Origin of the sequence: Mangrovibacter phragmitis (assembly GCF_001655675.1) — a bacterium.
Taxonomy (GTDB): Bacteria; Pseudomonadota; Gammaproteobacteria; order Enterobacterales; family Enterobacteriaceae; genus Mangrovibacter; species Mangrovibacter phragmitis.
Genome location: NZ_LYRP01000001.1, coordinates 888609 through 910300, shown reverse-complemented (window position 1 = coordinate 910300; position 21692 = coordinate 888609). Strand labels below are relative to the sequence as shown.

General features: G+C 49.3%; 18 protein-coding genes, 1 pseudogene and 1 riboswitch. Of the genes and pseudogenes, 7 read left to right on the top strand and 12 right to left on the bottom strand.

Annotated elements, in window-relative coordinates; all coding sequences use genetic code 11:
* Positions 1-117: 117 nt before the first annotated feature.
* Both A9B99_RS04135 and A9B99_RS04130 read right to left on the bottom strand, forming a co-directional pair.
* On the bottom strand, positions 118-540 hold the full coding sequence (locus A9B99_RS04135) for a hypothetical protein (protein ID WP_064594880.1): 423 nt from the start codon (positions 538-540) through the stop codon (positions 118-120).
* On the bottom strand, positions 521-1918 hold the full coding sequence (locus tag A9B99_RS04130) for a PAAR domain-containing protein (protein ID WP_064594878.1): 1398 nt from the start codon (positions 1916-1918) through the stop codon (positions 521-523). Before A9B99_RS04130 ends, A9B99_RS04135 begins: the two co-directional genes overlap by 20 nt.
* Before the next feature lie 532 nt (positions 1919-2450).
* On the opposite strand from A9B99_RS04130, the pseudogene A9B99_RS04125 reads away from it, so the two are divergent.
* Positions 2451-3804 (top strand): annotated as a pseudogene (locus tag A9B99_RS04125) (integrase).
* 138 nt (positions 3805-3942) lie between these two features.
* Complete coding sequence (locus A9B99_RS04120) at positions 3943-4257, top strand: hypothetical protein (protein ID WP_064594876.1); 315 nt, start codon at positions 3943-3945, stop codon at positions 4255-4257.
* Here A9B99_RS04120 and A9B99_RS04115 read toward each other — a convergent pair.
* Positions 4254-5063, bottom strand: coding sequence for a DUF4225 domain-containing protein (locus A9B99_RS04115; protein WP_064594874.1), 810 nt, complete (start codon positions 5061-5063; stop codon positions 4254-4256). The genes A9B99_RS04120 and A9B99_RS04115 overlap by 4 nt on opposite strands.
* 624 nt (positions 5064-5687) lie before the next feature.
* Positions 5688-5784: riboswitch (TPP riboswitch) on the top strand.
* Between the two features lie 33 nt (positions 5785-5817).
* Between A9B99_RS04115 and thiM the strand changes: the two genes are divergently transcribed.
* The 3 genes from thiM to A9B99_RS04095 all read left to right on the top strand — a co-directional run bounded on the left by thiM (position 5818) and on the right by A9B99_RS04095 (position 8310).
* Positions 5818-6606: a hydroxyethylthiazole kinase gene (gene thiM / locus A9B99_RS04105; protein WP_064594870.1), complete on the top strand. Its 789-nt coding sequence runs from the start codon at positions 5818-5820 to the stop codon at positions 6604-6606.
* Positions 6603-7403, top strand: coding sequence for a bifunctional hydroxymethylpyrimidine kinase/phosphomethylpyrimidine kinase (gene thiD / locus A9B99_RS04100; protein ID WP_064594867.1), 801 nt, complete (start codon positions 6603-6605; stop codon positions 7401-7403). Before thiM ends, thiD begins: the two co-directional genes overlap by 4 nt.
* 160 nt (positions 7404-7563) lie before the next feature.
* Entirely contained in the window at positions 7564-8310 is a 747-nt protein-coding gene (locus A9B99_RS04095) for a GntR family transcriptional regulator (RefSeq protein ID WP_036114956.1), read from the top strand.
* On the opposite strand, the gene A9B99_RS04090 is transcribed toward A9B99_RS04095, so the two are convergent.
* The 3 genes from A9B99_RS04090 to A9B99_RS04080 are packed head-to-tail and all read right to left on the bottom strand — an operon-like array spanning position 8284 to position 11515.
* The gene (locus A9B99_RS04090) at positions 8284-9240 is read right to left on the bottom strand and encodes a PfkB family carbohydrate kinase (protein WP_064594865.1); all 957 of its coding nucleotides are present in this window, start codon (positions 9238-9240) and stop codon (positions 8284-8286) included. The two genes, A9B99_RS04095 and A9B99_RS04090, sit on opposite strands and share 27 nt — an antisense overlap.
* Positions 9237-10241, bottom strand: a complete 1005-nt coding sequence (locus tag A9B99_RS04085; RefSeq protein WP_064594863.1) for an ADP-ribosylglycohydrolase family protein — start codon at positions 10239-10241, stop codon at positions 9237-9239. The genes A9B99_RS04090 and A9B99_RS04085 overlap by 4 nt, the downstream gene beginning before the upstream one ends.
* Positions 10238-11515, bottom strand: coding sequence for a nucleoside permease (locus tag A9B99_RS04080; protein ID WP_064594860.1), 1278 nt, complete (start codon positions 11513-11515; stop codon positions 10238-10240). The genes A9B99_RS04085 and A9B99_RS04080 overlap by 4 nt, the downstream gene beginning before the upstream one ends.
* A gap of 307 nt (positions 11516-11822) precedes the next feature.
* Here A9B99_RS04080 and A9B99_RS04075 point away from each other — a divergent pair, with 307 nt between their 5' ends.
* Together A9B99_RS04075 and fbaB are read left to right on the top strand one after the other, a co-directional pair.
* Positions 11823-12344 (top strand): hypothetical protein, encoded by a 522-nt coding sequence (locus tag A9B99_RS04075; protein ID WP_064594859.1) that lies wholly within the window; start codon positions 11823-11825, stop codon positions 12342-12344.
* A gap of 207 nt (positions 12345-12551) precedes the next feature.
* On the top strand, positions 12552-13604 hold the full coding sequence (fbaB, locus tag A9B99_RS04070; protein WP_064594857.1) for a class I fructose-bisphosphate aldolase: 1053 nt from the start codon (positions 12552-12554) through the stop codon (positions 13602-13604).
* A 73-nt stretch (positions 13605-13677) separates the two neighbouring features.
* On the opposite strand, the gene yegS is transcribed toward fbaB, so the two are convergent.
* The 6 genes from yegS to baeS all read right to left on the bottom strand — a co-directional run bounded on the left by yegS (position 13678) and on the right by baeS (position 21685).
* Complete coding sequence (gene yegS, locus A9B99_RS04065; RefSeq protein WP_064594855.1) at positions 13678-14577, bottom strand: lipid kinase YegS; 900 nt, start codon at positions 14575-14577, stop codon at positions 13678-13680.
* 291 nt (positions 14578-14868) lie between these two features.
* The gene (locus tag A9B99_RS04060; RefSeq protein WP_064594853.1) at positions 14869-15978 is read right to left on the bottom strand and encodes an SDR family oxidoreductase; all 1110 of its coding nucleotides are present in this window, start codon (positions 15976-15978) and stop codon (positions 14869-14871) included.
* A gap of 594 nt (positions 15979-16572) precedes the next feature.
* Positions 16573-17262, bottom strand: a complete 690-nt coding sequence (locus A9B99_RS04055) for a VIT1/CCC1 transporter family protein (protein ID WP_064594851.1) — start codon at positions 17260-17262, stop codon at positions 16573-16575.
* Positions 17263-17866: 604 nt separating this feature from the next.
* On the bottom strand, positions 17867-19228 hold the full coding sequence (gene trhP / locus A9B99_RS04050) for a prephenate-dependent tRNA uridine(34) hydroxylase TrhP (RefSeq protein WP_064594850.1): 1362 nt from the start codon (positions 19226-19228) through the stop codon (positions 17867-17869).
* 142 nt (positions 19229-19370) lie between these two features.
* Positions 19371-20093, bottom strand: a complete 723-nt coding sequence (gene baeR / locus A9B99_RS04045) for an envelope stress response regulator BaeR (RefSeq protein ID WP_064594848.1) — start codon at positions 20091-20093, stop codon at positions 19371-19373.
* A complete protein-coding gene (gene baeS / locus A9B99_RS04040; RefSeq protein ID WP_064594846.1) occupies positions 20090-21685 on the bottom strand; it encodes an envelope stress sensor histidine kinase BaeS in 1596 nt (531 codons plus the stop codon). Before baeS ends, baeR begins: the two co-directional genes overlap by 4 nt.
* Between the last annotated feature and the right edge of the window lie 7 nt (positions 21686-21692).

Below are 21692 nucleotides of genomic sequence, written 5' to 3'. Positions count from 1 at the left end.
GGGATCACTAAACGCTATTTGCATACGTTTACTCTATCCTTATTTTATTATGTAAAAGATGGAATTGATTGGGAGTGAATAAATATCCAAATTTTACACTTTGATATTTTATTGCCGTCAAATGAATGATGGTAAATAGAAAACTGATAACATCATGAATAGTAAAGCAATACCGACAATGGAAAGTCGCACTTTTACACGTAACCAATCGGTGTACTGATTAGGAAGTTCTTTAATGAAACGTATTTGTTCATTATCCATTCCTCGCGTATGGAATGAGTTTTCTTTAAAGTATAATGCTTTAATAAAGAATGCATCGCGCATAAATGAGAAAAAGAATCCACAATCCTGATAAATTAAGACTTCAGCTGGCCTTGCTCCAAACTTTTCAACAAATAGCGAGCAGAGAGTCATGAATTTTCTCTTGGCTAATTTGTCATAAATCACGGAATAAACATAATTAATTATTCCGAGAATCAAAAAGATCCCAGCGATTTCAACTCGATGTATCATCAGAAAATTAATTGCCGAAAACGTCATACAACTGTTCTCCACCTAATTCCCCAACAGCACTCCCCACTGTGCTACCAGCGTACCCTAAACCAACACCTGCAATAACGGTACAAACAAGCCCGCCAACACCAGCAGTACCAACACCGATTGCGACGCATAATGGTATAGCCCCGCCACCAGCGAAAACACCGCCACCTGTACCCAAAGCAAAACTACCTATCTCAGTATACTTTTTCTTGGTACATTCAGCTTCGCGACCAACAGAACACGCCTCATGAATTTCGTTAAGAGAATGGAGTCCGCTAAAACCAATACCTAAATAACCAGTGTAACGCATTGCTTTTACGTATTTAGCTGCCCGTTCGATGTGGGTAGCATAGCCTTCAATGTCTCTGATCCCCGTTTCATTCCATTTGTGGGTAATAGAACTGCTGGACAGGCCGAGTGCATTTTTTATTTTGGTATACTCTCCGAATTTCATAGCCTTATTCAGGAAACCGACTTTGAGTATGGATTCAAGCTCTTTAAACAATTGGCTACGTCTGACATAAAACTGTTCGCCGATTAATGCACCTCGTGTCATGTACGTATTTTTATAAGTTTCCTGGATCTCTTTGAGAATTCTTTCAATATTCTCAAAGTATTTTCCAACAGGATCAGCCGCAAGACCAATTCCTGTATCAGCATAGCTGGTGAAATTAGCGATGGTTGCGTAATGCTTGTGCAGTAAGTTAGCCTCCTCATGTGTCAGCGGTTCCAGTGCCGTATCAATGCGCTGTTTTGCTGCTTTCATGTGGGCAATTTGTTCGTCATCCTGCTTATCAGGATCAACCAGAAGCAGAATAGAACCGGCTTTGTATTCCTTACCTGCACCGTTAAGCGAGCGGTAGAGTTCGCGTGTTCCTACTGGTGGTTCACTTTCGAATAGCCACGGTTCATAGGCACCAGTTTCAGCCCCGTATGGAAGTACGCAAAAACCAGCATCAACAGGTTCGCGCCTGGTTTCTACTTTCTTCTTCGCTACCTGTGCATGTTGTTCAGGCTCTTCAACCTTTGCAGGTTCAGGAGTAGGGGGAGCGGCAACCAGAGGAGCTACAACAGGGGCGGCTTTAACTACTTTTTCTTCCTCTACCCAGTATTCGGCCTCTGGTAGTGATGAAATGAACCTTGCATTGCAGGAACAGGTAGAGCGGCTATGTAACGTTCCAGCAGCAGGAACGCCTCTGATTCTGTAATCAGGTATGCCACCACCTATACTGTATGTTTTACCATCCTTGCCACATGACACCGAATCGCCATGTCTTGCTGTTGGCAGATCGCCAAAGCTATGATGCACAGAGCCTGAAAGGATGCCGCCGCCGCATGAGGTTTTATCGCCGATGCGAAGAAAATAGCCAGTTGCCATGAATCATCCTTAATGTAGTTTGTTGGCAGATGTAGCGCCTTCAACCGCCAGAGAAGTTACCACCCACATTTGCTCTTCTATGGAATAAGTGGTTACTCATAACGTCCTGTACTGGTGTTGTTTTTTAGTCTCCTATTGTCACATGATTATTGAGGTCTTGGATAGCGAATGAATCATCCCTAAGTCAAACTTGTGATCGGCTCATCCCTCAAATCTCATAGCGTAGTGGCATCGCGCCCTTTTTTATTGTCCGGGATGGGGCAAAAAGGGGTCGGCTGTATTTTTAAGGTGAATAAGCTATACCCGAGGAGGGCGGGCTTGCGTCAGCAAGCCTCTTCCTCTAATCTGGCACCAGCATAGATATTTACGCTAAATGACTCGGGGTGCCCCATCAATGATGGGCTGAGAAATACCCGTATTACCTGATCTGGATAATGCCAGCGTAGTCTGGCCGTTATCCATTGAAAATCAAAAGAAATTTCTAGATTTAACGTCCTGTTTTGATAGTTCATTACTCAATGAGGCTTTCAGAATGGGCCACAGAACCATACGCCACACCACCACACGCAACGGGATTTATTACGTTCGTTTCCGCCTGACCGGTAATAAATATTTCCGCAAATCACTGGAGACTGACAGCCACACCCAGGCGCAGTTGCTCATGTCTTTTGCTTCTCCTGTGATTCCTCTGGTTCAGCGTGGAGTCATCCACCCGAACCAGTTTGGGGATCGCCTGTCTGAATACGGCAACCACTTAAAGCAACAGAATGAAAATTGGTTAACCCAGCAATTTTTTAATGACGACTTCCGTAAACCCCAGCCGCTAGTTGTGCAGGAGTATCGGGAGGTGGTCACCTCTGCCATCGTTGCAGAGCAAGAAGAGCAAGGTGAACCAAAAGAAGTGCTAACGCTGGCTGGCGCTTGGAATATGTACAAAAAGGAGAAGGCCCGGAATTGGACGAAGGGAATCTCGCAGGCCAATGAACGCTTTATGGAAGTTCTGCTGATTGTCTTGGGCGCATCTACAAATGTAATGACGATCACCAAGCAGGACATTAAGCAGGTGATGGAAGTTGTTGAAAACTTGCCTAAGCGTGTAGTGCAGCCTTATCGGTCAATGACGGTTCAGCAATTGATCGAGTGTGATGATGTGCCACCTGAGGATTTGGTTGGCGGTGAGTCTATCCACAAGCATTTAAAGATTTACAAATCGCTCTTCAAAACCTTCCTGACTGATAATAAAGATATTCTGGAGAAGTCTCCGACAGATGGAGTAGTCGCCGCACCGTCGAAAGCGAGGTTTGGAGCTTACAGTGCAGCAGAAATGAGAAAGTTTGTAGGGTGGGCGCTCAAGCAGCCTGATGGCTGGCAGAAATGGATCACCTTGTTGTTGGCGTATACGGGAGCCAGAAGAGGGGAGATCGCCAGGCTGGAGAAATCACAGATCAAATTTGATGAAGATAGCCAGCGGCACTACTCCTGATCGCGGAAGGAGGGCAGGGTAAAACCGAGAACGCTACAAGGCAGGTGGCAATCCATCCCAAACTGATCGAGTGGGGTTTTCTTGATTTCGTTAATCGACAATGGAAAGAGAAAATCTTTTCCCCTGTCTCTGGCAAAACATGCCGAAGATCGGCAAGGTCTTAGCAGATGTTCGAGATCAGCTTGGCATTCCTTATCTTGATGATTATGGGCAGCGGCGATTGGTGCATAGCTTTCGGCATATGATGATTTCTGGCTATTTAGCTGGTTGGGTTGGCAACCTGGCACACCTGCAACAGGTAGTTGGTTATGAGAAGAGTGGCTCAGGTATTACTAGACGCTATTTGCACACCTTTCCGTTACGCTCAGTTTGTTATGTGATAGATGGGTTGGATTGGTTGTAACGTCTTGGTACTACCAGGACTAAGGAAAGGGAGGTAGAGTCTGCCGCAAAGTTTCGGCTGGATTGCTGTAAAGTTCATCAGTATGATTGTTTGCACAATCAGCGATTGAGAAAACGCTTCTGGGAGATAAGGGACGATATGAAAGTGACTGACGAGGCATTGTTACGTTCAGGGTTTACGCAGTCCGAATTGCAGAAGATAAAAAGCAATATTGAAAAATATGGAGGAACGCCTGGAGAGGCCATAAATGACCTCGCTAGACGATTTGTTACCTTGGCGGGAGTGGTGGTTGTGTGTACCTTTATCCTGCTGCTACTTATCGTCTTCAGCTCACCTGATAGAGCAGTAGCATGGGGGCTGGCGATGATCTTTGGGGTTGCCATTATGTCCTTCGCACAGCCGCCGGTAATTTCCTATAAATCATGGCGTTACCGAAAAACTATCAAGGATTAACGGGTTCCATTTTCTGTTGTCAATAGGTCGAAAATCACTTTTGCTTTAACGCCATAACCGACAATCTTCATTGTTAGCTTAGGAGTGCTCATTGTGCTGACTTTGCGATAGTAATCGTGTGGAAGCCAGCGGAATAATCTCCAGGCTCCAGTTTTTCGAGCTAGTCCAGCAATGCTGTATAGACTGGCGCCAAGAGTAACACCATTATAGAGAGCCAGGCCCGTGTTAGGATTAAATCCCATGAACTGGGCCGTATGCATCGCGGAGTCAGCAATGATACCTTGCGAGGGTTTATGTCCTGCTGGCTGATCAAAGTTGAGCACTTCTTTCGTTAATCCGTTCATTCCATCGGCAATCAGAACTGCCCCAGCCAGCATACCAATCGGCCCCATAGTGGATAACATCATAAAGCCGCCAAAGAGAACCACGCCTGATAGCACCACATTTACAGCGGATATAACATAACCGACGATTTTATTATTTTCCTTAACAAACTCGACCTTCGCGTAAAGCTGTGCGGCTCTGGTTCTTAACAGACGTTCTTGTTCGTGCAGATTATCCGTTTCGACACGCAGATTTTTGATGCATACGATGCATTCTTCATCTGTTTTAGCTCGCCGTGCTGCCTCGAACTCCTTTTCTACGACCTGTTTTATCTCTTCGATAAACTTGATACGTGTTAGGCCATCTTGCAAATAGAATGCTGACAGCCGGTTTGCTGTTTCGACGAGTTTCCGGGCTTCCAGATTCACCATTGTATCAGACCATGTTCTGTTCCAGCCCCTGTTGAGCAGCGCGATATCCATAAAGACGCCTTTCATAAATATGTCTGGTCATTTTACGTGCAATAAGGTCGAAGACAACAAAAAAAGATTTTATAAGAAACCACTTAAGTAAGACATGAACGAATAAAGTAGCTGCGGAGAGTGTACGGGTGGCACAGTAACTTTTGGTCTATTCTGCGTCTGTGTTCCTGAGATATGAGCGAGAAACGGACGGTTTGAAGGCGTTAGAAAAAAAACTCAGCCATAAACAGAGGGTCAGCGGATTAGATTAAGCTACATTTCAGACACAGCCCAACGCATTAAGGTTTTCTCAAAGCCAGTCAGTGGGAGCTGTTCTACTCTGTGAGATAGAGCCCGAAAGATGTTCTGATGGCAAAATAAGGTTCTTGAGCTGGGTCGAGATCTGAGTGGGTATTCCGTATTCGTCTAACGCAGTGAGTAGCGGGTCAAGGAACAGATTTTCAAGTTGCTCAAAAACCGTTATGCCGTAATAATGGATGGTTGCTTGTGCCATACAAACTGTCACACATCCTGTCACACATGGCCCAAAAGGGCCGCTTTTACCGTTTACAAGACTTCCCGCTGGCATTACTATCCTGATCAGGGATTAATGAGGAGCATTAATCGCAAGCTTTTGATTTTGTTTTATTTGACTCGGGGTGCCCCATCATAGATGGGCTGAGAAATACCCGTATTACCTGATCTGGATAATGCCAGCGTAGGGAAGTCAGATACCTGTCCGGTATCGCTTCTTCACGCCGGACAGGAGCCTGAAATGCAACCTGACCTGCTGTGCGGCAATCAAGCCGCCACCGTTTTACAACACTTCCGTACTCACCGCCCACTGGTCCATTGCCTGACCAATGACGTGGTACAAACCTTTACTGCCAATACCTTGCTTGCTTTGCGTGCGTCCCCCGCGATGGTGCCGGACGAGCAGGAAGCCGCACAATTCGCGGCCCTGGCAGATGCCTTACTGATTAATGTTGGCACACTCACCACACCGCGAGCTGCAGGCATGATGGCAGCGATTCATGCAGCCAATAACGCGGGTAAACCCTGGGCGCTGGATCCGGTTGCGGTGGGTGCGTTGCAGTTGCGTACCACATTTGCCCATCAGGCATGCGAATTACGCCCGGCAGCGATACGGGGCAATGCCTCCGAAATTATGGCGCTGGCAGGTAGCGGTACAGGCGGGCGCGGAGTGGATTCGTTGCAGCCAGCAGAGCAGGCAATAGATGCCGCCGTGCGTCTTGCCCGGAGTTCCGGGGCTGTTGTCGCGGTGACAGGTGAGGTGGATTATGTCACCGATGGTGAACGCACTCTGGCTGTCCCCGGAGGCGATGTGTTGATGACGTATGTTGTGGGCACCGGGTGTGCGCTTTCTGCTGTGGTTGCCGCCAGTTGCGCGTTACCGGGTGACAGGCTGGTGAATGTCGCTGGCGCGTGCCGGATTATGTCTTGTGCCGGGGAGCTCGCTGTTGCAGCAAGCCGGGGCCCGGGCAGTTTTGTTCCTGCCATGCTGGATGCCTTGTGGAACCTCAATGAAGGGGCTCTGGCATGAGAAGAGTTAATGCACTGACAATCGCCGGAACGGACCCCAGTGGTGGGGCAGGCATCCAGGCCGATTTAAAAACCTTTTCTGCGCTGGGAGCTTACGGGTGTTCGGTTATCACTGCGCTGGTGGCGCAAAATACACGCGGCGTGCAGTCGGTCTACCGCATTGAGCCGGATTTTGTCGCCGCACAACTGGATTCAGTGCTTAGCGATGTGCGTATCGACTCCACGAAAATTGGCATGCTGGCAGAGACTGACATTGTGGAGGCGGTTGCAGAGCAACTGCGGCGCTATCAGAACCACAACGTCGTTCTCGATACGGTGATGCTGGCCAAAAGTGGCGACCCGCTTCTTTCAGCCTCTGCCGTTGATACACTGCGTAAAAAATTGCTGCCGCAGGTGGCGCTTATCACCCCAAACCTGCCAGAAGCCGCAGCACTGTTAGATGCGCCATCTGCGCAAACTGAAGGTGAAATGAAAGCGCAGGGGCAGGCGCTACTGGCAATGGGGTGCGGCGCAGTGCTCATGAAAGGGGGGCATTTGAATGATGTTGAAAGCCCGGACTGGCTCTTTACCCGTGATGGTGAATGGCGTTTTACTGCACCGCGCGTGCAGACTAAAAACACCCATGGCACAGGCTGCACACTCTCTGCCGCCCTTGCAGCGTTACGCCCACGGCATAGTACCTGGGCAGATACGGTGCAGCAGGCTAAAAACTGGCTCTCCGCTGCGCTGGCGCAAGCGGATACTCTGGAAGTAGGGCACGGGATTGGGCCGGTTCACCATTTTCATGAGTGGTGGTAGCCGTATATATCTGTCATGTTGCAACTTGCAGGTGCGTTAGCTGCACCTCACCCCGGTAGATACTTAATATAAGCTGCCGGGGGTACTGCCTTGCAACCTTCCTGCAATTCGCATTATTTAGGGTATACTGGCAGGAAACCCCGGCCAGAGAAAAACAGAGATGGAACAAGCGCATACCCGGTTAATTGCCCACCTTAATGAACGGATTGCCGCGCCCGATAACACGCCGCTGTACCTTAAATTTGCCGAAACGGTCAAAAACGCGGTGCGCAGTGGCCTGCTGGAGCACGGAAATATCCTGCCGGGTGAGCGTGACCTGAGCCAGTTAACCGGGGTGTCGCGAATCACAGTACGCAAAGCGATGCAGGCGCTGGAAGAAGAGGGCGTGGTGACCCGTGCTCGTGGTTATGGTACGCAAATCAATAATATATTTGAATATTCCCTGAAAGAGGCGCGCGGTTTTTCTCAGCAGGTGGTGTTGCGTGGTAAGAAACCGAATACTCTGTGGGTCAATAAGCGGGTGGTGAAATGCCCGGAAGAGGTAGCCAGCCAGTTGTCGGTTGCGCCGCAAAGCGATGTTTTTTTGCTTAAGCGTATTCGCTATGTTGATGAAGATGCTGTCTCAATTGAGGAGTCCTGGGTGCCGGCGGGGTTAATCCATGACCCCGATGCGATTGGTATTTCGTTGTATGACTATTTTCGCAGCCAGAATATTTTCCCTCAGCGCACCCGCTCACGCGTCAGCGCCCGCATGCCGGACAGCGAATTTCAGGAACATATCAGTATGGATGACAAAATACCGGTGCTGGTGATTAAGCAAGTGGCGCTTGACCAGCAACACCGGCCGGTTGAGTACAGCATCAGCTACTGCCGCAGCGATCTATACGTTTTTGTGTGCGAGGAGTAACTCCTCACGCGTCGGAGCGCAGTCCCCGCCACGATGGCTGACAACCCAGGCGGCCACTGCGTTGCCAAGCCTGACTGAATCAGCCAGAGACCAACCCGCGGCAAGGCCCGCCAGCGTTCCTCCGGCATGGCTGTCGCCTGCGCCGATAGTATCCACAACAGTCGCCTGAAATGCCGGGACATAACCTGATTCAGTACCGTCATACCAGGTGGCTCCCTCTTTGTCATGGCGAACAATCAATGCACTGGCAAACCGTTGCTGCCATACCTCTCCCAATTGTTCCTCTGCCACGCCCAGTCGCCCGGCGGCAATCTGCGCCTCCTGGCGGTTCAGAGACACCACGGGGCGGCAGGCCATAATCCGTGCCATCAGCGCATCAGAGATATCAGCAAGACGCGGGCCGAAATCAATAAACGCGGTTACCTCCGGCAACCCTTCCAGCCAGTTCGTCAACAGTTCACCGCACGGCGATACCAACTGATAGCCGGAAAGATAGACGAGGCTGCCTGGGGGCACATCGAGTTTAGCCAGCCACGCTGGTTGCCACTGGTTTTCTACGCCACTGAAGGACATAAATGTACGTTCGCCGTCCGGCTCAACAAGTGCCAGGCACCAACCGTTATCACCCGTTTCAGCGTCTACCACGCTATGAAGACTCTGCTTTGCCATTGCGTTGCGAATGATATCGGCCCACACACCGTGCCCCACGGGCAGGGCGTTTTGCGCGGCAATACCCAGCCGTTTCAGGGCGATGGCGATATTCAGTGCACAGCCACCAATATTAACCCCTTGCTGTTTTAGCTCAATATCGCAACCGCTCCACGGCAAAGCCCAGGCGTCTGCAATCACGTCAATCACGGCCGCGCCCAGTACCGTGAGCGGTCGAATGGCGCGTAATGTTTCAATCTGGTGGGCAAAACCTGAATTCATACATCCTCCCTTTGCTCCCGATAGCGCAACAGTGCATCGCAGTACCTGGTGAAATTGGGCTGATTAACGGCGTCGAGTTCTGATTTGAAGGATGGGTTAATCGCCTGGACCCCGTGCAACGCGCCGCAAATGGCGGTTGCCATTGCGCCAATGGTGTCCGTATCGCCGCCCAGGTTGGCGCATAAAATTGCACAGCGGTTCGGGTCGGTACCGGCCAGCTCCACCATCGCAATGGCGGCCGGAACGGATTCGATGGTGCTGGTACCGGCACCAACTAACTGATAAACCTGCTCGCTGGCGGATTCTGTGCCGTCTGCTTCGCGGACGGTTTTGAGTGCCAGTTCCAGGCGGGCCGCCAGTGATGGGCTGAAAGTAGTTGGTTTGGCTTCCTGCGCATAACGGGCGATACCGGGCAGGGCATCAACAATGCTTTGCCAACGCTCGCCGTCAATCGCGCGGGAAATCGCCCAGGCAACTACCACTGCACCGGCAATCGCCAGGTCAGATTTATGCGTTGGGCTGGAGGCCAGCGCCACCTGGTCAACAAACTGTGCCAGATGGGTGGCCGGTAACAGGCAACCCAATGGTGAAGCGCGCATTGCTGCGCCGTTGGTCACACCGTTGTTCTCCAGTTCGCTCACCGGTTTTCCGTCACGAATGGCGTTAAGTGCAATTTTAGAGGTTGGGCCTAATACATTTTTGTTAAAGGCGTCGAAGGATTCTGCCCAGCGCAAAATATGCTTGCCGATGACATCGGCATTGATTTGCCCGTCACATTCGATAATGGCATCAGCCAGGCAAAGCGCCATAGAGGTGTCGTCAGTAAACTCCGCCCGGTTAAAATAGCAGGCGGCATTGTTCTCTGCGGGGCCCGGTAAAAAACGGTCTATCCAGCCAAAGTGCGCTTTAACGCGCTTTCTTGGCCACAGCTCAGACGGCATACCCATCGCATCCCCTAACGCCTGCCCATAAAGAGCACCGAGAACACGTTCATGTTTCATTTCACTTCCCCTTGTGTCAGCGCGTTATCGCCATCAACCACCTCAATTGCGGTGATCTCTTTATCCGATTCGCGGAAAAACAGCATAAATAGTAAGGCTATTATGGCAATCATGACGCCGCCAAATGTCCACATCCCGGCCCAGTTGAAGGTTTGCCCATTTACTGGCGGATTCAGGGCGAACATTTTCTCCATCATCACACCACCCAGGCGGTAACCCAGCAGGCTGCCAAAGCCCTGGCAACACAGCGTAATCAAACCCTGTGCGGCAGTGCGCATATGTACCGGCGATTTTTTGTCCACATAGATGTATGCCGTTACGTAGTAGAAGTCATAACTCACACCGTGTAACAAAATGCCAAGGAACAGCAGGGCGTAGGTAAAATAGTGTTCTGCACCACCGTAGACAAAGAAACCATAGCGAATAGCCGCAGTGATAAGGCCCAACAGTAAGACCTTCTTAATACCAAAGCGTTTGATGAAGAATGGCAGCGCCAGCATAAAGAAGATTTCTGAGAACTGGCCGAGCGTCATCCAGCCAGTGGCGTTTTTCATGCCTGCTTCTGTGAGATAACCGTTGGCGAAGATGTAGTAAAACGCCAGCGGCATTGCGAACAGGAATGAGCAGAAGAAGAACACCAGAAAGTTTTTGTCACGCAGAAGAATCAGTGCATCCAGCCCGAGCATGACTTTGAAATCCAGCTTGCCGGTACTCTTTGGCGGTGTATTCGGCAGGAATAAGGCAAAAACTCCGAGCAATGCGGAGCTTCCCGCTGTCATCAGTAGGGGAATATTGGTATCTGAAATGTCGCTATAGCCCAGCATCTGGGGCAGAAAACCGCACGCCAGTCCGGAGGCTATCCAACCAATGGTGCCCATCACCCGGATACGTGGAAAGTTGGCCTCAACGTCATCCACGTTGGCAAAAGCGATACTATTGGTCAGTGCGATGGTGGGCATATAAGTCAGGGAATAGGCCAGCAGCAACGGGAAGAAGTGACTGAACTGGGTTTGCTGTGCAGCGAAGTACATCAGTACAGCACCGGCAAACATCAATACTGCCAGCACTTTCTGTGCTGCGAAGAAGCGGTCGGTCAGTGAGCCAACCAGGATAGGCGAGAGGATTGCAGCAATAGCAGTACATGCATATGACCAGCCAATTTCACCAGCAGTAAAGCCGCTTTTACTGAGCCACAACCACAACGGCACAAACCACGCGCCCCAGATAAACCATTCAACAAACATCATGAATGACAGTTGGACTTTCGTTTTCATTGTTTAATCCTTCATGTCAGGTAAGGTACTCCTTTAAAATACCATTCAATAATACCTTTAAAATACCTTTGTGGTGATTACTTGATCAATGTAACAGTTTTGCTGTACACCAACCGGCCCTGACGGGGGGGTGTAAAGTGTGTTGCTACCGTGGAAACACAGTGCCAACGGGTATGACACCCGGCGGGTTTCGCGGAAGGGGATAACTGGTATTAATCGTAAATAATAGTGTTAATACCCCTGGTAAAAACGATTTTTCCCTGAAAGTCTGAACCCCGATACTGTCTTCCTTTTTCAGAGGAAGAAAATGAAAAATCTCGATTTATTAATGAATGGTATGTACACCTTCAATGATGAGTGGGAAGGGAAACAGCGGCTGAATGTGGTCGCCCACGGGTGTCTGGTGGGCAAAACAGGTAGCATGGTGGTGGCAGGTTTTCAGAATGGCAGATTTGGCGATGATGTACGCCATGTTTCCGCAGAGGAACTGAGCCTGCTGCTCAAAACACGCTATCCGCTGTACCAAAATGCCATCATTCGTACACTAACCTGCTATTCGGGTGATGGGGGAAATGATGCCTTTGGCGCACAATTGTGCCGTAAAACCGGGCTGCCAGTGCAGAGTTTCATCGGCCCGATGACCGGGAATTTTACGCCAGAAAAAATAACAGAACTCTGTTCGGAGGCCTTGCGTTTTGGCATTTATGACAAGCTCACCGCACTTTTTGCCGAGAAACGCGAGTTTCAGGTCAACAGCCGTAATCCCTATTCATTTTTCAGCCGTAACTACTTTTCTTTTCGCCATCAGCCAGTGACATTTTCTCCCTGAAACCAGGGCTAACAGCAAGTTACTGGATGTCATTTTTACACAAGGGGCTTCACCAAAAATCTGCTACGGTTATATTTCTCAGTGAATAATAGCCGGGCTCAGGCTGCTACCCGGAGTTTATGCGAACTCTGCGCGGTAAACTCCGGTGAGCCTGATAGCTTCAGGGCATTATTCGCTGGCAAACAGAGGCAAATAATGGAGTGTATGATGACCGATATTATTCAGTTTCTTGGAAAAGACGCCGATAGCCTGTTGCAACACCGTTGTATGACAATTTCCGCCGAACAGCTCTACCTGCCCGGGCCTGATTATGTGGACCGGGTTATGGTGGACAACAACCGCTCACCTGCTGTACTGCGTAACATGCAGACTCTCTATAACACAGGCCGCCTGGCTGGTACCGGGTACTTGTCGATACTGCCGGTTGACCAGGGGATTGAACATTCTGCTGGTGCATCATTTGCCGCCAATCCTCTCTATTTTGACCCGAAAAACATTGTTGAACTGGCGATTGAAGCGGGTTGTAACTGCGTAGCTTCGACTTATGGCGTGCTGGCTGCGGTTTCCCGCCGTTATGCCCACCGTATTCCGTTTCTGATGAAACTGAACCATAACGAAACCCTGAGCTACCCAACGACTTATGACCAGACTCTGTATGCCAGCGTAGAGCAGGCATTTAACCTGGGGGCTGTTGCGGTAGGCGCTACGATTTACTTTGGTTCAGAAGAGTCCCGCCGCCAGATAGAGGAGATCTCAGCGGCATTCGAACGGGCACATGAACTGGGGATGGTAACAGTGCTGTGGGCGTATTTGCGTAACCCTGCTTTCAAAAAAGATGGTGTGGATTACCATGCCAGCGCCGACCTTACCGGCCAGGCAAACCACATCGCAGCGACGATTGGCGCCGACATTGTTAAGCAGAAAATGGCAGAAAATAATGGCGGCTATAAAGCTGTTAACTTCGGTTACACCGACGAGCGTGTCTACAGCAAACTCACTACGGAAAACCCCATAGACCTGGTGCGTTACCAACTGGCAAATTGTTATATGGGCCGTGCCGGGTTAATTAACTCAGGGGGTGCAGCAGGTGGAGAAACAGACTTAGCTGATGCTGTGCGTACTGCCGTGATTAACAAACGCGCTGGTGGCATGGGGCTGATCCTTGGGCGCAAGGCGTTCAAAAAATCTATGGCAGACGGGGTAAAACTGATTAATGCCGTACAGGATGTTTACCTCAGTAAACAGGTCACTATCGCCTGAGTTGCTCACACGCAAAAACGGAACAGGTGATATTGTTGAAAGCGCCCCGGTAAGATACCGGGGCAGGTGGGTGTTATTTCAGTAACGGGCAGTCCGGAGGCAGGCGGCAGAAAACAGCGCCCGGCTTTACAACCAGTGAGAACTGGTTGCCACTAATGGGCTCACCATCCAGGTTGAATGTCATAGTGTGTTCAGCCCGAATCTCAAACCAACTGCCACTGGCCTCTATCATGTGTTCTTCATCTTCACTGCGCGCCAGGGTACTGAGTAGCGTGGGAACTAAAGACTCCCCGGTAAAAATACGCAGGTTAAGCATTCCATCGTTAATCAACGCACCGGGGCAAAGCAACTGCCCACCCCCGGCCTGGCGGCCATTGCCTATCCCCACAATCAGGGCGTCCCCTTCCCAGATAAAATCACCACTACGAATTTCACAATGGTCCGGAGACAGTTTATCCAGCCGCAGGATCCCATGGATCAGGTAGGACACGCCGCCAAACGTAGCTTTCATGGTTTCCGGAGTATCATTAGTCACTTTGGTACCAAACCCGCCAGATGCCATATTAATAAAGCAGCGACCACGGTTCACCTGGACAAGATCTATCTGGCGTGGACGACCATTGATTGCCAGCATCAGTGCATTATTCAGCGCATCGGGTATCCCGGCTGCTGTGGCAAAGTCATTGGCGGTTCCCAGCGGTAAAATCCCCAGAATTGGGCGTGATTTTTCTTCCAGCTTGAAAATACCATTGACCACTTCGTTCAGCGTACCGTCACCACCACCGGCAATGACGTTCTCGATTTTCAGGCTGTGAGCTTCATTAACAAACCGCTCTGCATCTCCAAACTCCCAGGTCACCCGGACGTGGAGATCAAACCCTCGTTCACGAAACTGATGAATGGTATCCCGCAAAATAGGATCATTAGCAAGTTTGCCATTAAGAATTAGCATGGAAGAGGCAAGTGTTTTCATGGCTTGTATTCCCTGTAAAGTGCTCCACACCCAAAGTGTAGTGCTATATAGAGATTGTTATCGTCAGAACAGCCTGAAAACTGGAGGGAAAAATAAGCTTGTGTCAGGGTTTAGTTATTCCTGACAGAAAATATACCTGAATGGTGGTCATTCCAGCCGTTGCCTGGTCTGCAACTAATGCTTTCATCACTCGAGACTGGCACAGGGGCACTGAACAACGGTTTACTCAGATATTCAACAGGCTACCTCTCTTAAGAGGCAGGTAGCCTGTTGCCGGGTAGCCAGGTACGGTTATTTAAAATCGCAGGCCATCATTTCCGTTACGCTTTGCCCACGAGTCGAATCCACACACTTATCTATGTAGGATGTAAACTTCCGGGGAGCGGAAACACCCAGGTGGAGCAGTTGAGTATTGTCAAAAGTGACATTCAGGCGGGAGAACTGGCCATAAAGATTAATTGCTCTGAGTATAATTCGCTCATTGCACTCGCCAAAAAGTGTTGGGAAGGATTTACGAATCCCCATAAAATACCCCATATCCACCATACTATAACTGTCTGCTACCGGTTTTGTTCCCCCAGCCTGGGCCATTGCCTCGTCTATTTCAGCAAAATTTACACTGTATTCTGGCCCTGCAGAAACATGGTATACACCGTTTTTTACATTTTCACTTTCTGTTAATGTCAGTAAGGCTTCGGCACAAAAATCAACGGGTACTACATCAATTTTATCCTGCAAATTACACATAAATTTACCCAGAGTCAGTGCCATTTTAAACACCCAAAAAATACTGCTCGAAGGCTTACAGCCTAACTCTGAATGACCAACAATAATTGACGGGCGGGCAATAACTAACGGGAGCCCTGGCAACTCTTCGTGCATTTTTCGCTCAATTGCTGCTTTGGCACGAGTATAATCAACAATATGCTCCGAATCATCGGTTGTGATGAGTGATTCTTTAATGTTGTGGCCCGGTTCTGGTAAGCAGGACATGGCGGTGCCAACATGCACAAAACGCTGCAACGAGGGTACTTCTGACATTCTTTTTGCAAAAGCAAATGTACCTTCTACATTTACTTTCCAAATCATTGGGTTCTTACCAAATGATGCAACTGCAGCACAGTTAATCACATGAGTGACTTCATTCAAACACGGGTTATTCAGAAACAGTTCGGGCTGTGCTAAATCGCCTTCAATAATATTGCTATCAGTGAGTTGGCCAGTTATTTCGGGAGAAAGCCCAAAACGAGCGAGGTTATCTTGTACTCGTGTTAATGCCTGGTAGTCTCCTGCTGTTCTGGATAATATTAAAATATCCTTAATATTATATTTTTTTAGTGCATAACTTAAAACACAACCACCAAGAAACCCGGTACAACCCGTTATCAATAATTTACTCATTTTTTGCTATCACTTTGATTAATAGATTAACACACCGCACATTACAAAATGTAAGTATCTGTAATATGGACTACCCTAACGGGGAGATACTTCCCAGACTGTTAAAAAATTTACTCTTCGGCCGTCTATGACTGAATACTGCGTTTGAAATACTCAGAAAGCTGTTCTACCTGATCACATTCAGAAAAATAGAAAACAATAAGATTATCAGTTAGAGGATGGAGAAGGTGTCTCCTGTTAAAAAGCACGAATTGTTCATGCCAGAATAAACTACTCGCCCATCAGATCATTCGCAACAAATAACAGGTGACAAAGTTAAACGATAGCTTAACAAACTGCTTTTTTTTAAAAAAATGCACTGTCTAAGAATGCAAGAAAAAAAGTATTTCAACTTAATATAACCAGGTGTAACCCGTTTGCTAAACAGCGGCATGAAGATGCCTGATGGTCGGTTTAAAAAGTTACCAATTACTCTCAGGGGACACTTTTATCCTCCTGTATGCTGCCTGCTCTGTTAAAAAATCCGCATTATTAATTCGTTTTCTATCAGACAATACGCATACCTCGAGGCATCTTCTGCAGATGAAACAATATCTAAGCCAGAACCTGCCCCGCGAGTGCCCCCGCTCCCATAGATAAAGCCATTGCCATTGCGCTCCAGAAGGTGATTCTGAGCATGGCTTTCAGTGGTGATGCCTTACCCACAACGGATGAAATATATCCAAGGAAAGTCAGTGAAACGAGAGTGGAAAGAATGACAAATGGAAAAACCAGTGCCGGGGGGGCTAACCATGCAACAATTAAAGGCAATACTGCGCCTGCGGAAAAACTTCCGGCTGAAAAAATTGCAGCCTGGAGTGGTTGTGCCGCATTGGTTTCTGTAATTCCCAATTCTTCACGGGAATGAGCGTCCAGCGCATCCTTTTCCATAAGTTGTAATGCAACCTTGTGAGCCAGGTCTGGCTCAACACCACGCTGTATATATAGAGAAGTGAGTTCATTAACCTCGCCTTCATAGTCAGCCATCAACTCCTTCTTTTCCTGCGCGAGAGCGGCGTTTTCCGTGTCTGTCTGAGATGAAACTGAGACATATTCTCCTGTCGCCATCGACATGGCACCGGCAACAAGCCCGGCAATCCCTGCCAGTAAAATACCGGATGATGAGCTGCCTGCCGAGGCAATACCAAGGACAAGACTCGCTGTCGAGACGATACCATCATTTGCACCTAATACGGCAGCTCTTAACCATCCCACTCTTTCGATACTGTGTAGTTCCAGATGCATATATCAGTTTTCCTTTTTACAATGATTAAACATCACACATTACTAATATATAAAAGCTGTTATGCAAAATAATTTATTCTTTCAGTATTAATCTCACATTAAGATTGAATAATTATGAATGCACTATCTTTTTTATTGCAATATCACATGTAATGATAATTAATATCATGATCATTCAACCAGAGTATGAGAGAGTATATTAAATAGAGAACTGGTTGATTTTATTTTAGTTGCGCATTTAACGATGTATCCCTGGTATGGTGTGAGATGTAGGGCATATTATCGATCGTTAAACACTATTCAGAATTGCCAGCTGATATTTAAAACAGACAGAAACATTACCTGGCTGGGCAGGGCAGGAAATGCAAAGAGACACCACGCTATACACAAAAAGCCTGGTACCAGCAATCTGGGCGTTAAGTGAAATACACAAAAAAATAAGCCTGCGTAAGGGAGATTACACAGGCTAAGGAGGTGGTTCCTGGTACAACTAGCATTTATGGGTTATGTTTTTCAGCGTGCTAATAATATCCATATTAAACCGTCACGTATGTGATCCAGTTCTAAGGTTAGCTCGCTGGTAACCATAAACAGCCGTTGGTTGTTACTTTGCGTGTGGATTACGGGTGGTTTGCCCCGCCAGGTTGCGCATCAACAGGCCATATTCCAGCGCCAGGTCCGCAGGAACGGGCAGCCAGACTGTGTAGCCATCACCCGGCGCCACGTCCATTGGCTGGCCTTTGCCGTTTTCCATATGTTCCAGCGTGAAGCTGATGTTGCCTTGCGGGGTCATTAACTCCAGGCTGTCGCCTTTACTGAATTTATTTTTTACCGCTACTGCAGCAAGCTCGCCGTTACGCTCGCCGGTGAATTCCCCGACAAACTGCTGGCGGTCGGAAACCGAATACCCGTATTCATAGTTCTGGTAGCTGTCATGGGTATGGCGGCGCAGAAAACCTTCGGTATAGCCACGGTGTGCCAGGCCTTCCAGTGTTTCCAGTAACGACGGGTCGAAAGGTTTCCCTGCTGCGGCATCATCAATGGCGCGGCGGTACACCTGAGCGGTACGGGCGCAGTAGTAAAACGATTTGGTGCGCCCTTCAATTTTCAGCGAATGCACACCTAACTGGGTTAAGCGCTCAACATGTTGAATGGCGCGCAAATCTTTGGAGTTCATAATATAGGTGCCGTGTTCGTCTTCGAACGCCGTCATATATTCACCCGGGCGCTGGCTCTCTTCAATCATGAATACTTTGTCGGTTGGCGCGCCAGCACCCAGAGTAGGTTCAACATTCTGTACCGGAATGGGTTCATGCACATGTACGATATTGCCGATATCGTCTTCTTTGCCTTCCTGAACTTTGTATTCCCAACGGCAGGCATTAGTGCAGGTGCCCTGATTCGGGTCGCGCTTGTTGATATAACCGGAAAGCAGGCAGCGGCCTGAATAAGCCATGCATAATGCACCGTGTACGAATACTTCCAGTTCCATTTCCGGAACCTGTTCACGAATTTCAGCAATCTCTTCTAAAGAAAGCTCGCGGGAAAGAATGGCCCGGGTCAGCCCCATCTGTTTCCAAAATTTTACCGTTGCCCAGTTCACCGCGTTCGCCTGTACGGAAAGGTGAATAGCCATTTCCGGGAAGGCTTCACGAACCATCATGATTAAACCAGGATCAGACATGATGAGCGCATCCGGGCCCATATCCACAACGGGTTTCAGGTCGCGAATAAAGGTTTTCAGTTTGGCGTTATGAGGGGCAATATTTACCACGACATAAAACTTTTTCCCCAGTGCGTGGGCTTCATTTATACCCAGGGCAAGGTTTTCGTGGTTGAATTCGTTGTTACGCACCCGCAGGCTGTAACGAGGCTGTCCCGCATAAACGGCATCTGCGCCATAAGCGAAGGCGTAACGCATATTTTTCAGCGTTCCCGCCGGAGAGAGTAATTCCGGTTTAAACATATTGGGCTCTTTCTGATGTCAGGTCAGAACCGTTTCACCAGGTGAAACGGCAGGTATGCGGCGTAATGCCACACTTTCAGGGCGGGCATTGTAGCGCTTGCGGCAGGGGAAATAAACCCGGGCGTCAGTACGCCCGGCGGGGTTACAGAAACTGGCAGGGGTAGGCTTCCCAGCGGTAGCCTACACCGTAAACAGCACGAATAAATGGCTGTTCTTCATCCAGTGCTTCCAGCTTGCGGCGCAGGTTTTTGATATGGCTGTCTATAGTACGGTCCGTGACCACCCGGTAATCATCATAAAGATGGTTCAGCAACTGTTCACGGGAAAAGACTTTGCCCGGTTCATGGGCAAGGGTTTTTAGCAGCCGAAACTCAGCCGGGGTGAGATCCAGCGCTTTGTTATTCCAGCTGGCCTGGAAACGGCTTTCATCGATTTTCAGTGATGGGCCGTTATCTGTGTCGCTGTGAAACGCTTTGGGCTGGCAACGGCGCAGAATAGTTTTTACCCGGGCGACAACCTCCCGTGGGCTGTAGGGCTTACAGATATAATCATCCGCGCCAATTTCCAGCCCCAACAGGCGGTCTATCTCTTCAATTTTCGCGGTAACCATAATAATGGGCACATCGGAAAACCGGCGGATCTCTTTGCAAATAGTCAGGCCATCAGTACCCGGTAACATCAGATCCAGCAGAATAAGGTCCGGTGGAGTCTGGCGCACATAAGACACAACCAGATCCCCATGGTTAACCAAAACTGGAGCATAACTGGCTGCCCGCAGATAATCGATAAGCAACTGACCCAGTTTCGGCTCATCTTCCACAATCAGGATCTGTGGTGCATTTTCATCAATCGGGAATTCGCTCATACGCTTCTCTGTGTTTCATTTTCTAAAGGTAAGGTGACATCAATACTGATGCCCCCGGCAGCGGCGTGCCCGGCGGAAATTTTACCACCATGGGCTTCCACAATATTCTGGCAAATAGACAAACCTAAACCCGAACCGCCACTGGCCCGGTTACGCGAACCTTCAGCACGGTAGAACCGCTCAAATAATTGTGCAAGCTGTTCATCGGTTACCCCCGGGCCACTGTCTGCGAATTGCAGGTGAAGTGCGCCATTCTGGATGCGGCCAGTAATGGTCAACCTGCCACCGCTGTCAGTATAGCGCAGGCTGTTTTCCAACAGGTTGTTGAATAATTGCATCAAACGATCCGGGTCGCCAAACAATGTGGCGCTGTCTGGTAAACTCAGGCTGATGCTCAACCCATGGCTGTTAAAGCGCTCGCGAAATGCAGCTGTGGCCGTCTCCACCAGAGAGATCACTTCTATATGACGGCGCTGGTAAGCAAGTGCCCCCTGATCCGACATGGATAGCTGGTGCAGGTCATTAACCAGTTTGGTCAGCGTAGCCACTTCGGCCTGCAGAGAAGCCACTGATTCCGGGGTAAATTTCCGCACACCATCCTGAATCGCTTCCAGTTCGCCACGTAATACCGCCAGTGGTGTGCGTAGTTCGTGGGAAATATCAGCCATAAAGGCCTGGCGCATTTGCTGGTTTTTCTCAAGGGTGCTGGCCAGTTGGTTAAAGTCACTGGCAAGCCTGCCCAGTTCATCGTTGCTGCTTCGTTCCACCCGGGTACTGAAATCACCTGCTGCTAACTTGTGTGTTCCTTCCACCAGGCGTTTGACCGGTGCCAGTAAACCACGGGCCAGCGGGAATGTCGCTCCGGCAGCCATTAATGTTGCCAGTGCGACTATCAACCAGCTGGTACGTCGTTGCTGGCGGTCAAAGCTGATATCTGTGGTTCGGGTCAGGCGTTCAATGGGGGACGCCACCACCCAGCCAACAGTGGTATCGTTGAATTTAATTGGCTCCCGGTTGCTATCGGGTGGAATAGGGAAGGGAGGGCCAACCAGCAGGCGGCTTTTTTGGTCCAGTACCCAAAATTGTGTATGCCAGCCATGGAGCGGATCCATTCCTGGCCCCGGTTCACGGTGAACGCCATCGTCCACCTGGGGTGGTTCGCTGTTGGGTGCGAAAGGATCCGGTTGCCCATGATCCATGTTCATGTTGCCAGGCCCGCCGCCATCGGGCATGGCATCCTCGTTGCCATTTCTGGCTTCCAAAGCAGGCGTATATTGCTCCATATTCCGTTCACCGGGGCGCGGAGGGGGCAGTGGCGCACCGCTCAGATCGCGGTCGAAGGAGCGCAAAAGCTGGAACATAAACCTGTCATTGTGGCGCAGGAAGCGCCAGTTTCCGTGAATGGCATACTGTTCCGCCAGGGTGTCTCTCAGCAGTACCAGCCGCTGTTGGTTACCGTGCTTAATATAATCAATAAAACCCCGTTCAAAGCTGACACGTACTGCCCAGTGCATTGTGATAAGCAACAGAATGCAGGTGGACAGAATCGCAATAAATAATTTGCCAGTAATACCCAGGCGCCAGAACTTCATACAGGGC

Bases quoted from the DNA above. Each gene is read 5' to 3' on its own strand.
- A9B99_RS04135 (WP_064594880.1), bottom strand. From the start codon at position 540: ATGACGTTTTCGGCAATTAATTTTCTGATGATACATCGAGTTGAAATC.
- A9B99_RS04130 (WP_064594878.1), bottom strand. From the start codon at position 1,918: ATGGCAACTGGCTATTTTCTTCGCATCGGCGATAAAACCTCATGCGGC.
- A9B99_RS04120 (WP_064594876.1), top strand. From the start codon at position 3,943: ATGAAAGTGACTGACGAGGCATTGTTACGTTCAGGGTTTACGCAGTCC.
- A9B99_RS04115 (WP_064594874.1), bottom strand. From the start codon at position 5,063: ATGGATATCGCGCTGCTCAACAGGGGCTGGAACAGAACATGGTCTGAT.
- thiM (WP_064594870.1), top strand. From the start codon at position 5,818: ATGCAACCTGACCTGCTGTGCGGCAATCAAGCCGCCACCGTTTTACAA.
- thiD (WP_064594867.1), top strand. From the start codon at position 6,603: ATGAGAAGAGTTAATGCACTGACAATCGCCGGAACGGACCCCAGTGGT.
- A9B99_RS04095 (WP_036114956.1), top strand. From the start codon at position 7,564: ATGGAACAAGCGCATACCCGGTTAATTGCCCACCTTAATGAACGGATT.
- A9B99_RS04090 (WP_064594865.1), bottom strand. From the start codon at position 9,240: ATGAATTCAGGTTTTGCCCACCAGATTGAAACATTACGCGCCATTCGA.
- A9B99_RS04085 (WP_064594863.1), bottom strand. From the start codon at position 10,241: ATGAAACATGAACGTGTTCTCGGTGCTCTTTATGGGCAGGCGTTAGGG.
- A9B99_RS04080 (WP_064594860.1), bottom strand. From the start codon at position 11,515: ATGAAAACGAAAGTCCAACTGTCATTCATGATGTTTGTTGAATGGTTT.
- A9B99_RS04075 (WP_064594859.1), top strand. From the start codon at position 11,823: ATGAAAAATCTCGATTTATTAATGAATGGTATGTACACCTTCAATGAT.
- fbaB (WP_064594857.1), top strand. From the start codon at position 12,552: ATGACCGATATTATTCAGTTTCTTGGAAAAGACGCCGATAGCCTGTTG.
- yegS (WP_064594855.1), bottom strand. From the start codon at position 14,577: ATGAAAACACTTGCCTCTTCCATGCTAATTCTTAATGGCAAACTTGCT.
- A9B99_RS04060 (WP_064594853.1), bottom strand. From the start codon at position 15,978: ATGAGTAAATTATTGATAACGGGTTGTACCGGGTTTCTTGGTGGTTGT.
- A9B99_RS04055 (WP_064594851.1), bottom strand. From the start codon at position 17,262: ATGCATCTGGAACTACACAGTATCGAAAGAGTGGGATGGTTAAGAGCT.
- trhP (WP_064594850.1), bottom strand. From the start codon at position 19,228: ATGTTTAAACCGGAATTACTCTCTCCGGCGGGAACGCTGAAAAATATG.
- baeR (WP_064594848.1), bottom strand. From the start codon at position 20,093: ATGAGCGAATTCCCGATTGATGAAAATGCACCACAGATCCTGATTGTG.
- baeS (WP_064594846.1), bottom strand. From the start codon at position 21,685: ATGAAGTTCTGGCGCCTGGGTATTACTGGCAAATTATTTATTGCGATT.